Genomic DNA, 12,842 nt, shown 5'->3' with positions numbered 1-12,842 from the left:
CCGCCGTCACCCTCATGCTGCTTGCCCTGCTCCTTGCGGGCTGCTCCACCAACACTCCTGACGCGCCGCGCCGTTGGCAGCCGCGTCCCGGCACCGCCTGGCAGTGGCAGCTCAGCGGCCGGATCGACACCTCCGTGGAGGTCCCGGTGTACGACATCGACGGCTTCGAGAACAGTGCCGCGGTGGTCAAGTCCCTGCACGCGGACGGGCGCAAGGTGATCTGCTACATCAACGCCGGTTCCTGGGAGGACTACCGCCCCGACCAGAAGGACTTCCCCGCCGCCGTCCTCGGTAAAGGCAACGGCTGGGAGGGCGAACGGTGGCTCGACATCCGCCAACTCGACGTGCTGCGCCCCATCATGGCCAAGCGCATGGACATGTGCCGCTCGAAGGGGTTCGACGCCGTCGAGCCCGACCTCCTCGACGGCTACACCAACAAGACCGGCTTCCCGCTCACCGCCGCTCACCAGCTCGCGTACAACCGCATGATCGCGGATCTGGCACACGACCGGGGCCTGGCCGTCGGACTGAAGAACGACCTGGAGCAGATCCCCCAGCTGGTCGGGGACTTCGACTTCGCGGTGAACGAACAGTGCGCGGAATTCAGCGAATGCGCGTCACTGACACCGTTCGTCAAGGCACGCAAGGCGGTCTTCCACGTGGAGTACGACGTGCCCACCGGGAAGTTCTGTCCCACCGCCGACCGGCTGGGCCTCGACTCGATGCTGAAGCGGCTCTCGCTGGACGCGTGGCGTCGGCCGTGCTGAGCCGGACACGACCTCATACGGGCAGCACGAGGGGCGGCCGTCGGGGATCAGCCGGCCGCCCCTGCATGGATCACCTCACCTGGCCACCATCTCCGGCTCTTCCTGGCCCAGGGCGGCCGGTGTGTTCCGGCGCCCGCCGAGCGTGAGGCCCGGCAGGGCCACCAGGAAGGCCACGGCGGCGAGGGCGGCGCCGCCGAGGAGACCGACCCGGGCGGCGGCGGCGAAGTCGCCGTGACTGGCGGTCATCTCACTGAAGTACAACGAGGTCGCCAGCGCCGTGCCGAGCGAGGTGCCGATCTTCATGCCGGTCTGGTAGATCCCGGCCGCGGTGCTGCCCTCCTTGCGCGGTACGCGGTGCAGGGCGAGCGTCTGGTTGGCGGCGATGACGAGGCCGGCGCCGCAGCCGGCCACCAGCAGCGGCCCGGCGAGCAGCAATGCCATGGGAGCGCCCGAGGAGGTGTCGACGACCAGGGCCGTGCCGGCCAGTCCGAGGGCGGTCACGGCGGTGCCGACGATCACCAGCGGAGGGCCGACGCGGTGCACGATACGGCCGCTGATGACGCCGCAGACCGCCGAACCGACGGTGAACGCGACGATGGACAGCGCCGCGTGCAGTGCCGTGTAGCCGAGGCCTTGCTGGAGGAACTGGGTGAGCACCAGGAAGATGCCCGTGAACCCGCCGTACAGGGAGGCCGCGATGAGCGTGCCCACCCAGTAGTGGCGCTCACGGAACAGGTTCAGGTCGACCAGTGGCTGCCGGCCCTGTCGTGCGACGGAGCGTTCGTGCAGGACGAAGACGGCCAGGAGTGCGAGGCCGGTCCACGTCAGCCACCACCGGCGGTCGACCCAGTCCCCGCTCTGCAGCAGCGGCAGCATCACGGCCGTGACGGCGAGGCCGAGCAGCAGGACACCGACCAGGTCGAGGGTGCGGCGCGCCTCGACGCGCCGGCCCTCAGGCAGCAGGCGCACGGCGAGGAAGAGGACGACGACGTCCACCGGGATGAACGCCAGGAAGACCCAGCGCCAGCCCTCGCCCGTGCCGAAGACGTGCAGGATGATGCCGCCGAAGAGCGGGCCGATCGCCGTCGACAGGCTCACCGTCGCGCCGTAGTAGCCGAAGGCCCGGCCCCGTTCGCGCGCCGGGTACATCTGGTGCAGCATGCCGACGACCTGGGGGGCGATCAGGCCGGCCGCGACTCCTCTGGCGAGCCGTGCCGCGTCCAGGAAGGTGGCGTCGGGTGCGACTCCGCACAGCACGCCGGTGATGATGAACAGCACCATGCCGATGACGAAGATCTTCCGGCGGCCGAACTCGTCCCCGAGCCGGCCGGCCGGCACCAGCATCAGGCCGAAGGTCAGGGTGTATCCGGCTAGCGACCAGGTGACGTCGGCGGGCGTCAGGTGCAGGTGCTCCTCCATCGAGGGCAGCGCGACGGTCACGATGCTCACGTCGAGGAGGGTGAGGAACGCGGCGGCTATGCAGATGAGCAGGGCCTGCGTGCGTCGCTTCGAGGTCAGGTAGGGGGGTGTGGGTACAGCGGTTGTTTCGAGGTCTTCAGGCGTCTTTGCCATGGCGTACCTCAGGTTCCCATCGGCTGTCTGTAGCGGCCTTTCGATGCCGTGGGGGGCGCGGCGGCGCCCCGCCGGGAATGTGGCTCCGCGTGGGAGTACATCCGTCTCCGGTGGTGATGCCGTGGCCCGCTCCGTCCCGGGAGCGGGCCACGGCCGTCTGGATCCGGGTCAGCCCACGTCGGCCACCAGACCGACCTGTTCCACTCCGAAGACGGCGACGATCTCGTCGTTCTCGGGCCGCTCTCCGCTGACGCCCACCGAACCGAGCAGCTCGCCGTCCTTGTCGCGGACGAGCACACCGCCCCGGGAGGAGGCGACGCGGCCCTCGGAGATGGCGGCCAGGGCGGCGAAGAAGGCGGGGTCACGGGTGGCGTGCCGGGCCCCGGCCGCGCCGCCCGAGCCGGTGCCGAGGCAGCCCCATGCCTTGGCGTGCGCGATCTGCGGACGCAGGATTCCCGCGCCGTCCTCCCGCTTGACGACCTGGGGGTGGCCGCCCGGGTCGAGCACGGTGATCGTCAAAGGTCGCAGTCCCAGCTCGCGCGCGTGGCTCAGCGCGGCGTCGACGATCTCGGATGCCTGGTTCAGGCTCAGACCGGTCATGTCTGTGGCTCCTCTGCTTTCTTGCTGTTCTGGGTGTTATGCGTTTTCTGGAGTGTGGTCAATGGGTCGGGTGAGGGCAGGGGGTCTCCTTTTGCGGCGGAGTTGATGCTTCCGCCGACCGGTGCGGGGAGCGGGGATCGTGCTCGCCGCGTCGGCGTCGCTGACCCGCGTGGCCGCGTAGAGGCCCAGCAGGTTGATCGCGGCGGCGGTGAGGAAGGCCGCCCGGTAGCCGGACATGTCCGGCGCGCCCCCGGCGCCGGCAGAGCCGCCCGTGGCCGACACGAGGACGGTGGTGGCCACCGCGACGCCGGTGGCGCCGCCGAGCCTGCGGCCTACGTTGAACAGGGTCGAGGCCCGGCCGGAGGAGGACGAGGTGACCGTGGCGAAGGACGCGGACTGGGTGGCCACGAACACCTGCCCGACGGCGAGCCCCATGAAGAAGAGCAGCAGCCGGACCCACCACAGGCCGGTGTCCTCGTGCCACAGGCTCATCAGCGCGATGGCCGTGCTCGTCCCCGCCGTGCCGAGCATCAGGTGTCTACGGGGGCCGAGCCTGCGGTAGAGGAACCGGCTGGCGAGCTGCGAGCCGATGACCACGCCCATGGCCTCGGCGAAGATGGTCAGTCCCGCGGCCAGTGGGGTCATTCCCCGCTCGTCCTGGAGGTAGAGCGTGAGGGTGAAAAGGGTGCCGAGGAAGGCCACCGACTCCACCGTCATGACCGCGGTGCCGGAGGCGAACAGACGGTTCGCCAGCAGCCGTACGTCCATCATCGGGAACTCCTTGCGGAGCTCGACGACGATCATCGAGACGACCAGGACGGCACCGCAGGCCAGACAGGCGGTGAGGGGAGCCGTGGTCCAGCCCTGCGCGGGTCCCTCCGAGACGCCGTACATCAGCAGGCCGAGGCCGGTTCCCGCGAGGAGGAACCCGGTGAGGTCGAAGCGTTCGGCGGGCCGCGCGGGCTCGTTGCGCAGATACAGCAGGCCGAACACGGTCGCGAAGACGCCGACCGGCACATTGACGTAGAAGATCGCCCGCCAGGAGACCGAGGTGACCAGCAGGCCGCCGACCACCGGGCCGAGGGTGGGTGCGAGGCCGTTGGCGATGCTCAGGATCGCCGAGGCCCGCACCCGTTCCCCGGGGGCGAAGGCGCGCAGCAGCATCGCCATGCCGACCGAGGCGAGCATGCCGCCGCCCGCGCCCTGCAGGATCCGGAACGCGACCAGTTCGCCGAGGCTCGTCGCCATGCCGCAGAGGGCCGAGCCGAGCGTGAAGACGGCGACGGCGGTCAGCAGGGTGCGCTTGCCGCCGAAGCGGTCGCCGAGCCAGCCGGAGGCCGGGACGAAGACGGCCAGGCTCACCAGGTAGGAGATCGACACCGTGTCGACGCCGGTGGACGGCACCGAGAAGGCGCGGCCGATCGACGGCAGCGCGACGTTGACGATGGTCATGTCCAGCGTGCTCAGGAAGAGCCCGGCCACGTAGACGACGCCTACGGCCACCTTCTGGCTGATGACGATCCGTGGGCCGCGCGGCCCGTCCGGCTCGCCACCGGTGGACTGCGCGACCGGGTCCCCGCTCACCCGACCGGGTCGCCGAGCCGGAGCGCGGAGAGCGCGGTGGTCAGCCGGAGCAGCTCGTCCAGCATGCTCGACGCGTCCGCGTCCAGCCCGGCGGAGGACTCGAACGTCCCGCCGGGGGTCACCGCCGTCCGGATGGACGGGATGTGCACGGAGTGCGAGAGCGGCACCATCTTCAGCGCGGACACGACCGGGATCAGCGCGGTGACGGCTCTGGCGCCGGCGGAGACACCGCCGTAGGCGACGAAGGCGGCCGGTTTGCCGGCCCATTCCTTCGCCAGGAAATCCAGGGCGTTCTTGGTCGCCGCGTTGTAGCTGTGGTTGTACTCGGGGACGACGAACACAAAGGCGTCGGCGGCGCGCACGGTCTCGCTCCAGCGCCGGGTGTGGTCGTGGTCGTACTGGCCGCGCTGTGGGGGACGCGGCTCGTCGAGGAGCGGCAGCCCGACCTCGGCGAGGTCGACGAACTCGATGCCGAAGCCCTCGTGCCGTACCGCGAGGTTGTGGAACCAGGTGCCGACGGCGTGGCCGCGCCGGCCCGGGCGGGTGCTGCCGACGATGATCTGCAGGTGGGGTGCGGACATGAGTGACCTCCGGTTGCGCAGCGGCTCTGTGGGCGTGGGCTCTCTGGGCTCAGTGGTTCAGTGGCTCAGTCGTCGAGGACGACTTTGTTCTCGATGACTCCGAGTCCTTCGACCTCGCCGCGGACCACGTCGCCCGGCAGCACGTTGCCGTGGCCGAGGGGTGTTCCGGTCGACAGCACGTCGCCGGGGGCCAGGGTGAGCGCCTCGGTGAGCCAGGCCAGTTGCTCGGGGAGGCTGTGGAACATGTCGGCGGTGCTGCCGTCCTGGCGGAGTTCGCCGTTGACCCAGGAGCGGATGCGCAGCCGGTGCGGGTCGGGGATCTCGTCGGCGGTGACGAACCAGGGGCCGGTGATCCCGTACGTGTCGAAGCCCTTGGCACGGTCCATGCGGTTGTTGTCCAGATCGGAGACGTCCCGCGAGCCGGTGTCGCAGAAGGCGACGTAACCGGCCACCGCCCGCAGCGCGTTGTCCGGTGTGAGGAACCGTGAGCGCGGGCCGATGACGGCCGCCAGTTCCATCTCCGGGTCGACCTTCTCGCTGATCGCCGGATACCGGAGCGCGTCGTAGGGGCCCGCGAGGGAACTGGGGGGCTTCAGACAGCCCTGGAGACCTCGCCGGGGCTGCGGCGGTGCGGAAGTGCCGGGCAAACGGGGGTAGTTGGCGAGCATGCACCAGATGGTCTGCGGCCGTCCGACCGCCGGGCCGAGCCGTTCGGGCTTGTCGGACCAGAGGCAGTCCTCGTGCAGCTCGCCCGTGTCGGCGTTGTCGACGGCCCAGTCGAACGCCGCCCGGACGACGGTGAGTTCGGGATCCGCCTGGAGAAGCGCGGGCAGATCACCGGGCACGTCGAGGCGGGAGCGGGCCACCGCGTCGTCCCGGTGGACGCCCAGGCTCTCCAGCCGCCGCACGAACGCGGCCTGGATGTCGATGAGGTGGTGCGGAATCACTTCGGCGAAGCAGAGCCGGTCGCCGAAGGGGGTCCGCCGGGTGGCGATTTTCACTGGGCTCTCCGTGGGTGCGGGTGGGTGGGGCCCTCCGGCTTGCGGGGAGGGTCCCACCGGGGTGGTCCGTCCGGGGTCGAGGTGACTCGGACGGCTGGGCCGGGAGACCGCGGGGTCGGGGGTGATCCGGCGGCGGGACTCGGGGAGGGGGCCGCCCGAGCCCCGCCTGCCCTGGCAGCCGCTCGGGCCGGGTGGCCGTACGCGGCGGGGGCGGCGGGCTTGGCTGCGAGGAGACCGCCCCGTGCGGGGAGCTGTCGGCCGGTGCGCCCGGGGAGCGGGCCGGGGCGGCGTCGGCGTCCGGCCGGCCGCGCCCTGCGGGCGGGGCCGTGCGGCTGCCGACCAGCCGGTTGTACGCGTACGGCGGTGATCAGCCCGTACGCGTGCACGGGCGCGTCCACGCGGCGTACGGCCGGATCGGCGTGCGTATCCGTTTTCCGCCCGTGCAGCTCCTCGCCGACTCGGCCGGCGAGGGCGGGCAGCCGCCTCGCACTGCCCACGTCGGCCGCACGCCGCCGGCTCAGCCCCCGGCGGCGTCCTTCGCGTTCTCGAAGTTGATGCCGCCGTCGGTGACGACGGTGACGAACTTGTCGTCGTCGGGCTCGACCGGCTGCTGGATCGGGGGCAGGCCCACGGTGAACAGGACCAGCTCCTCGGTGGCCGCGTAGCGGACCTTCTCCCCGGGGTCGGCCTCCACCGCACCGAGCTTGCCGACCTCGGTGTCCTCGACCGTGCCTGCGCCGGACAGGACCACCGTCAGGCGACGGGCGTCCTCGCTCTGCGACACCCACTCGGCGCCGGCCTCGATCTTGACGAACTCGATCCAGAACTCGCGCTCGGTGTACGTGCCGATCGGCTTGCGCCTGACACCCGACCAGCCCGCGACCGGCAGCCAGTTGAGGTGGTCCGGGTTGCTGATGACCACGCCGTTGTAGCGCGGCTTGGGGAACTTGTGCTCCCGCCGGGGACGGCGCTCGGCCTGTGCCTCCTTGTTGTCCGGGCCACGGCCGCGGCCCGCGCTCATACCGAGCGCGGAGGCGCCGGCGAACTGCAGCACGAGCTGGATCTGCTTGGGGTCGGTCAGCGGGTCGTCCTGCGGGCCGTAGGTCTGGCCCTCGGGGAAGTAGCCGACCTCGCCCTCGCGCAGGATCCCCTGCTCGCCCAGGTTCATGTCACCCACCAGCGGCAGCCGGATCTGCTCGAAGGTGTGGCAGTGCCGGGGCATACGGAAGTCGGCCTCCTGGCGGCCCAGGATGTAGCGGTAGTTCTCCATGGGCTTGCTCCGGTCACCCATGAGCAGATAGTTGAAAGAGACCGTCCCCCTGGGGTGGTCCATCTTGAACGCGTTCTCGTCGAACGGAGCGATCTTCATCGCGTCCTCCGTAGGTTCAGGTGTATGCCCCTGCGGGGCCGGCGTGTCCGGTGACCCGGTCCAGCCGGCCTTCTCGCGAGGGGCCTGATGACTGTTCGCGACCGGCCGGGCAGTCCTGCCACAGGTCCTGCCACGGGTCCCGCCGCGGCGCACTCGTCCAGATGACATCCGGTTGTCGCTGTATCCACGAAACCTTCTTGGTAGGTTTGTGTCAAGGTAGGTCGTGAGCTTTTCATCGGAACCGAAGCGTCATGGGGCAAGGAGTCTGAGATGGCCGGCATGGATCTGAAGGGAACCGTCACCGTGGTGACCGGTGCTTCCAGCGGGATAGGCGCCGCCGTGGCGCGCGTCCTGGCGGCACGGGGTTCGGCCGTGGCCCTGGTGGCCAGGCGCGAGGATCGGCTCGTCGCGCTGGCCGAGGAGCTGACGGCGGCGGGCGGGCGAGCCCTGCCCGTGGAGGCCGACGTGACCGACGCGGAGCAGGCCCGCGCGGCCGTGGAGCGCGCCGTGGAGGAGTGGGGGCGGCTCGACATCCTCGTCAACAACGCCGGCGTGCCCCAGCGGGGTCCGCTGATGGACTCCTCACCCGCGGAGTTCGACCGGGTGGTGGGGGTGAATCTGCTCGGCAGCCTGTACTGCGCGCACGCCGCCCTGCCGTACCTGGTCGAGGCGGCCGCGAGTGAGCCCCGTCGGGTCGCCGACCTGGTCAATGTCAGCTCGGTGGCGGGGCATGTCGTTCACAAGACCACGAGCGTGTACAACGCGAGCAAGTTCGGGCTCAACGCGTACAGCGAGGCGCTGCGTCAGGAGGTGGCGGGCCGCCGGGTCCGTGTCTCGGTCCTCGAACCCTCCGCGGTGACCACCGACTTGTTCCCGCGCGAGGCGCGGGAGGCGATGGCCTCCCAGATCGGCTCCTACGAACGACTGAGCGCCATGGATGTCGCCGATGCCGTGGAGTACGTCGTGACGCGCCCCGCGCACGCCGCGGTGAGCCAACTGCTCATCCGCCCCAGCGAGTCGGAGCGTTGAGCACCGCTTCAAGGCTTGCAGGCTTGCAGGCCTGTAGTCCCTGTAGTCCCTGCAGTCCGTGTAATCCCTGTAATCCCTGTAATCCTTGAGGCCCTTGAAAGAACCTACCTAGTAGGTTAACTTACTGGTTGGATAGGCCGTCGAAGTCCCTTGGGCACGCCAGTCCGGGGAGCGAGGTCCAGGAACCCCTTTGGGAGAGTCATGTCCGTGCCCCATACCCCCGCGAAGATCTACCGCGGCCGGGTGGCCGACCAGATCGTCGAGGACCTCCGCGAGCAGATCCTCAGTGGTGCCCTGCCGGACGGCTCGCGGCTGCCCTCCGAACGGGAACTGGCGGCGTCGTACGACGTCAGCGCGCCCACCATCCGTGAGGCGATCCGCGTACTCACCGCGATGGGCCTGGTCACCACCCGCAACGGCAGTCGGGCGACGGTCAACGCGCAGGGCGACACCCTGCTCGCCATGTCCATCGCCTCCGTCGTGCAGTTCGAGAAGGTCGGCGCCCGCGAGGTGTTCGGCCTGCTCGGCGCCCTCAACGCGTACGCCGCCGAACTCGCCGCCGAAAAAGCCTCCGACGAGGAGATCGCCGGCCTGCGGGCCGCGGCCGAGACGAGCGCGGCGGCCGAGGGCGTCGAGCAGTCCGCCGCCGCGCTCCAGCAGTTCTTCGTCACCCTCTCCGAGATCTCCCACAACCCGCTGCTGGCCGCGCTGTGCCGGTTCATCACCGAGGTCCAGATCGGCCTCGCGGTCAAGCTGGCCGGCAGCGAGGGCAGGGACTGGGGGCGTATCGCGGGCGCCCTCCAGGCGGAGCGCCTGAGCATCGTGGACGCCATCGCGGGCCGCGATCCCGCCGTCGCCGCGTCCGCGGTCCGCGCGTACCACCAGAGCGCGGTGGAGCGGATCATCTCCGTCCGCAAGGGCGACGAGACCGCTGGATCCGACGTCGGGCTCACCGAGGCCCTCACCGCGTGGCTGCGCGCCAACGTGGGTCTTGGCGGGCAGGTCACGAACCGAAGGAGCACGCTGTCGTGACGTACGTACTGGAGACCGTCACAGCCGGAACGATCACAGCCGGACCAAACAGCGCCGCGGCGAGCGCGGTCGCGATCCGCACCGTCCGCGACGCCGCCTTCGACGTCCTGCGGCTGCACGGGCTGACCACACTGTTCGCCAACCCGGGCTCGACGGAGGTGTCCCTGCTCACCGACCTGCCCGAGGACCTGGAGTTCGTACTGGCCCTGCACGAGGGTTCGGTGGTCGGAGCGGCCACCGGCTGGGCCCTGGCACGCGAGCAGCCCGCGCTGGTCCTGCTGCACACCACGGCCGGCCTCGGCAACGCGGTGGGCGCGCTGGCCACCGCCCGCGTCAACCGGGCACCCCTCGTGGTCCTGGTGGGCCAGCAGGACCGTCGGCACCTCGCCCAGGAGCCCTTCCTCGCAGGGCGGTTGGACGGCCTGGCCGGGGACTACCCGGTCCGGGTGGAGTCACCGGTCCGCGCCCAGGACGTGCCCGGCGCGATCGCGCGGGCCGTGCACGCCGCCCGCGAGGGAAGAGGGCCCGCGCTGGTCCTCGTCCCCATGAACGACTGGGCGGAGCCCGCCGAGGACCTGCCCATTCCCGCGCCCGTCGCACTGCGCCGGGCGGCGTCGGCGGACATCTCGGTCGTCGCCGAGGTCGCCGCACTGCTCGCCGGAGCCACCGCACCGGCCCTCGTGGTCGGAGCGGGCGCGGACAACGAGGGCACGTGGACCGCGCTCACCTCCCTCGCCGAGCGGCTCGACTGCCCGGTGTGGCAGGAGCCCTTCGGGGCACGCGCCGGATTCCCGCAGGACCACCGGCTGTTCGCCGGGCACCTGCCCTCCGACCGGCCCCGGCTGCGCGCCGCGCTCGACCCGTACGACCTGCTGCTCTGCGTGGGCGCGCCGTTCCTGCGCCAATACCCTTACGCACCGGGAGAGTTGACCGGAGCCCGAGTGGTGGTCGTCACCGACGACCCGGCCGAGGCGCACCGTGCTCCCGCCGAACTCGCCGTGGTCGCCGCGCTGCCCGACTTCTGCGACCGGCTCGCCCGCCGCACCCCGCCCCGACCCGCGACGACCGAGCCTGTGCCGCGGGCCCCGCACCCCGAACCCCCCGCCGCCGGGGAGCCGGTGAGCCCCTCCCACGTCCTGGCGGCGCTCGCGCAGCGGCTGCCCGCGGACACGGTGATCGTGGAGGAGACCCCCTCCTCCCGCCCGGACCTGCACGCCCTGCTGCCCGCCCGGCGGCCGCTCGGCTTCCTCAGCGCCGCCATGGGGGGGCTCGGGTTCGCGATGCCCGCCGCGATCGGCGTACGCATGGGACAGCCGCGCCGCCCGGTGGTCGCCGTCATCGGTGACGGATCCTCGCTCTACCAGGTCCAGTCCCTGTGGACCGCCGCGCACTACGGCGTGGGCGCCGTCTTCGTCGTCCTCGCCAACGGCCGCTACGCGGTGATGGACCGGCTCGCGGAGCAGCAGGGGGGCAAGCCGCCGTGGCCGCCCTTCGAGGAGGTCGACGTGGCCGGCCTCGCCGAGTCCTTCGGCTGCCCCGTCCGCAGGATCGACGACTACACGGACCTGTGCGAGACGCTCGACGCGCTCTGCCCCGGGCTGGCCGACCGCACCGAGCCGCTCGTTCTCCAGGTGACCGTGAGCGCGGAGGGCGAGTTCAAGCCCTGATGCCCGGCAGGCCGCGGAGCAGAGCCGCCAGGGACTCCTCCTCGGTCCGCCCCGCCGTGTCGACGGTCAACTGCCCGCCGTCCCACGGCTGGTAGGCGATGCGCGCGATCTGTCCCCAGTCCGGCAGCGGTAGACCGGGGATGTCCGTCACGCGGGTCGCCACACGCTCGCGGTGCTCGGCGGGGTCCGAGCAGACCACCTCCACCTCGACGGCGGTCACGCCGGCCCGGGCGGCCGCCTCGCGCCAGGCGGCCCGGGTGACAGGCAGTGGGTTCACCGACTCGGCGATCACGGAGTGCCCCTGCCTGAGGTGCTCCTCGGCGAGGGCGTACCCGACGACGTAGCCCGCCGGGCCGACCGGGTGGGTGGTCAACCCCGAGCGGACCAGGGCCTGTTCGATGGTGTCGACGCGGACGTGGACCGCACCTGTGCGGTGGGCGAGGAGCCGGGCGAGCGTCGTCTTTCCGGTGGCGGGGAGGCCACCGAGGATGATCAGCACGAGGCTCGGTGTGCCGCACGGGTGCCGCACAGACGGGTCACCTTCGCGAGGTCTGCTGTGTGGGTCACGGGGTTCGGGTCGGGCCGAGTGAGCGCTCCGTGACCTCGGCCAGGTGGGCGGTGAAGACCTCGCGGGCGTCCGGAGCCAGCGTGCGCAGGGCAACCAGGGCCGTGATGACGACGTCGCAGAGTTCGGACCGTACGTCGTCCCAGGTGTGGCTCGTACCCTTGCGAGGGTTCTGGCCGGTCACGCCGATCACCGCCTGCGCGACCTCGCCGACCTCCTCGGAGAGTTTCAGCATGCGCAGGAGCAGCAACTCCCGCCCGGCGACTGCCTGGTTGGTGTCCAGCCAGGTGTGCAGGCGGTCGATCGAGTCCCAGACGACGTCGTCAGCGTCGTCAGCGTCTTCAGCAGCGCGGTCAGTCATGCGAGCAGCTTGCCACCCCCGGGAGCACCCCAGGGACGGCGGCCGGACGCCTCCTCGTCGAGTCCGGACGCCTACTCGTCGAACAGTGTTTCCTGCTCGCCCTCCGCCGCCTTCCGCACCCGCTGGTTCCGCGCGCCCACGACCGCCGCGGTGACCGCCGCCGTCACGCCCAGCGCGGCCGGCACCATCCAGCCGCGGTTCACCGCGTGCCCCAGCACCTGGTCGAGTGAGAGCCTGCCGGGTCCCGTCACGGCGAGACCCGCCGCCGTCAGGCCCAGGCTCGCCGCGTACTCGTAGCCGCCGCCCTGCGCGAAGAACCCGTTCGGCACGTGCACCGCCGCCGCGCCCGCCATTGCGCCGGCCGCCGCCGCCCCGGCCGCGGGGGTCGCGAGGCCCAGCGCGAGCAGTGCGCCGCCGCCCGCTTCGGCGAGCCCCGCCGCCGTGGCACTCGTCCTCCCGGGTGAGTAGCCCATGGACTCCATGGCCATCCCGGTGTTCCGGAGCCCGCCCCCGCCGAACCAGCCGAACAGCTTCTGCGCCCCGTGCGCGGCCAGCACGCCGCCGGTGCCCAGGCGGAGCAGCAGCAGTCCCAGATCACGTCGGTCGAAACAGGTCATGGTGACTCCCGGAACGGGCGGGGTGGAGGGACCTCCACCGTCGCACCGATGACCCCCACCCGGCGCGCCCGTGCCGCCGTTCGGGTGGCGGCCCCCG

Annotated in this window: 13 protein-coding genes; 4 read left to right on the top strand and 9 right to left on the bottom strand. The window is 71.6% G+C overall.

The window, feature by feature from the left end:
- Positions 1-14 precede the first annotated feature (14 nt).
- On the top strand, positions 15-767 hold the full coding sequence (locus ACFWP7_RS23355; RefSeq protein WP_384384231.1) for an endo alpha-1,4 polygalactosaminidase: 753 nt from the start codon (positions 15-17) through the stop codon (positions 765-767).
- Between the two features lie 75 nt (positions 768-842).
- Here the strand turns inward: ACFWP7_RS23355 and ACFWP7_RS23350 are convergent, their stop codons facing one another.
- From ACFWP7_RS23350 to ACFWP7_RS23325, 6 genes are all read right to left on the bottom strand, one after another.
- The gene (locus ACFWP7_RS23350) at positions 843-2,339 is read right to left on the bottom strand and encodes an MFS transporter (protein ID WP_384384040.1); all 1,497 of its coding nucleotides are present in this window, start codon (positions 2,337-2,339) and stop codon (positions 843-845) included.
- Positions 2,340-2,507: 168 nt separating this feature from the next.
- Positions 2,508-2,939, bottom strand: coding sequence for a heme-binding protein (locus ACFWP7_RS23345; RefSeq protein WP_384384038.1), 432 nt, complete (start codon positions 2,937-2,939; stop codon positions 2,508-2,510).
- Positions 2,940-2,975: 36 nt separating this feature from the next.
- A complete protein-coding gene (locus ACFWP7_RS23340; RefSeq protein ID WP_384384035.1) occupies positions 2,976-4,523 on the bottom strand; it encodes an MDR family MFS transporter in 1,548 nt (515 codons plus the stop codon).
- A complete protein-coding gene (locus ACFWP7_RS23335) occupies positions 4,520-5,104 on the bottom strand; it encodes an NADPH-dependent FMN reductase (RefSeq protein ID WP_384384033.1) in 585 nt (194 codons plus the stop codon). The genes ACFWP7_RS23340 and ACFWP7_RS23335 overlap by 4 nt, the downstream gene beginning before the upstream one ends.
- 65 nt (positions 5,105-5,169) lie before the next feature.
- Positions 5,170-6,105: a fumarylacetoacetate hydrolase family protein gene (locus ACFWP7_RS23330; protein WP_384384031.1), complete on the bottom strand. Its 936-nt coding sequence runs from the start codon at positions 6,103-6,105 to the stop codon at positions 5,170-5,172.
- A gap of 517 nt (positions 6,106-6,622) precedes the next feature.
- Positions 6,623-7,474: a hypothetical protein gene (locus tag ACFWP7_RS23325; RefSeq protein WP_384384028.1), complete on the bottom strand. Its 852-nt coding sequence runs from the start codon at positions 7,472-7,474 to the stop codon at positions 6,623-6,625.
- Positions 7,475-7,744: 270 nt separating this feature from the next.
- Between ACFWP7_RS23325 and ACFWP7_RS23320 the strand changes: the two genes are divergently transcribed.
- The 3 genes from ACFWP7_RS23320 to ACFWP7_RS23310 all read left to right on the top strand — a co-directional run bounded on the left by ACFWP7_RS23320 (position 7,745) and on the right by ACFWP7_RS23310 (position 11,202).
- Complete coding sequence (locus ACFWP7_RS23320; protein ID WP_384384024.1) at positions 7,745-8,503, top strand: SDR family NAD(P)-dependent oxidoreductase; 759 nt, start codon at positions 7,745-7,747, stop codon at positions 8,501-8,503.
- A 201-nt stretch (positions 8,504-8,704) separates the two neighbouring features.
- Positions 8,705-9,535 carry a FadR/GntR family transcriptional regulator gene (locus tag ACFWP7_RS23315; protein WP_384384022.1) on the top strand — a complete coding sequence of 277 codons (831 nt, stop codon included), beginning with the start codon at positions 8,705-8,707 and terminating at the stop codon, positions 9,533-9,535.
- Entirely contained in the window at positions 9,532-11,202 is a 1,671-nt protein-coding gene (locus ACFWP7_RS23310) for a thiamine pyrophosphate-dependent enzyme (protein ID WP_384384020.1), read from the top strand. The genes ACFWP7_RS23315 and ACFWP7_RS23310 overlap by 4 nt, the downstream gene beginning before the upstream one ends.
- On the opposite strand, the gene ACFWP7_RS23305 is transcribed toward ACFWP7_RS23310, so the two are convergent.
- The 3 genes from ACFWP7_RS23305 to ACFWP7_RS23295 all read right to left on the bottom strand — a co-directional run bounded on the left by ACFWP7_RS23305 (position 11,192) and on the right by ACFWP7_RS23295 (position 12,745).
- Positions 11,192-11,701, bottom strand: a complete 510-nt coding sequence (locus ACFWP7_RS23305) for an AAA family ATPase (RefSeq protein WP_384384229.1) — start codon at positions 11,699-11,701, stop codon at positions 11,192-11,194. The genes ACFWP7_RS23310 and ACFWP7_RS23305 overlap by 11 nt on opposite strands.
- A 64-nt stretch (positions 11,702-11,765) precedes the next feature.
- Complete coding sequence (locus ACFWP7_RS23300) at positions 11,766-12,128, bottom strand: MazG-like family protein (protein WP_384384017.1); 363 nt, start codon at positions 12,126-12,128, stop codon at positions 11,766-11,768.
- Between the two features lie 71 nt (positions 12,129-12,199).
- Positions 12,200-12,745, bottom strand: a complete 546-nt coding sequence (locus tag ACFWP7_RS23295) for a DoxX family protein (RefSeq protein WP_384384014.1) — start codon at positions 12,743-12,745, stop codon at positions 12,200-12,202.
- Positions 12,746-12,842: the final 97 nt, after the last annotated feature.

Source organism: Streptomyces sp. NPDC058470 (assembly GCF_042721055.1).
GTDB lineage: Bacteria > Actinomycetota > Actinomycetes > Streptomycetales > Streptomycetaceae > Streptomyces.
The sequence above is the reverse complement of the archived record's forward strand: the minus strand, read 5'-3'. Positions and strand labels throughout refer to the sequence as shown.

Bases quoted from the DNA above. Each gene is read 5' to 3' on its own strand.
- ACFWP7_RS23355 (WP_384384231.1), top strand. From the start codon at position 15: ATGCTGCTTGCCCTGCTCCTTGCGGGCTGCTCCACCAACACTCCTGAC.
- ACFWP7_RS23350 (WP_384384040.1), bottom strand. From the start codon at position 2,339: ATGGCAAAGACGCCTGAAGACCTCGAAACAACCGCTGTACCCACACCC.
- ACFWP7_RS23345 (WP_384384038.1), bottom strand. From the start codon at position 2,939: ATGACCGGTCTGAGCCTGAACCAGGCATCCGAGATCGTCGACGCCGCG.
- ACFWP7_RS23335 (WP_384384033.1), bottom strand. From the start codon at position 5,104: ATGTCCGCACCCCACCTGCAGATCATCGTCGGCAGCACCCGCCCGGGC.
- ACFWP7_RS23325 (WP_384384028.1), bottom strand. From the start codon at position 7,474: ATGAAGATCGCTCCGTTCGACGAGAACGCGTTCAAGATGGACCACCCC.
- ACFWP7_RS23320 (WP_384384024.1), top strand. From the start codon at position 7,745: ATGGCCGGCATGGATCTGAAGGGAACCGTCACCGTGGTGACCGGTGCT.
- ACFWP7_RS23315 (WP_384384022.1), top strand. From the start codon at position 8,705: ATGTCCGTGCCCCATACCCCCGCGAAGATCTACCGCGGCCGGGTGGCC.
- ACFWP7_RS23300 (WP_384384017.1), bottom strand. From the start codon at position 12,128: ATGACTGACCGCGCTGCTGAAGACGCTGACGACGCTGACGACGTCGTC.
- ACFWP7_RS23295 (WP_384384014.1), bottom strand. From the start codon at position 12,745: ATGACCTGTTTCGACCGACGTGATCTGGGACTGCTGCTGCTCCGCCTG.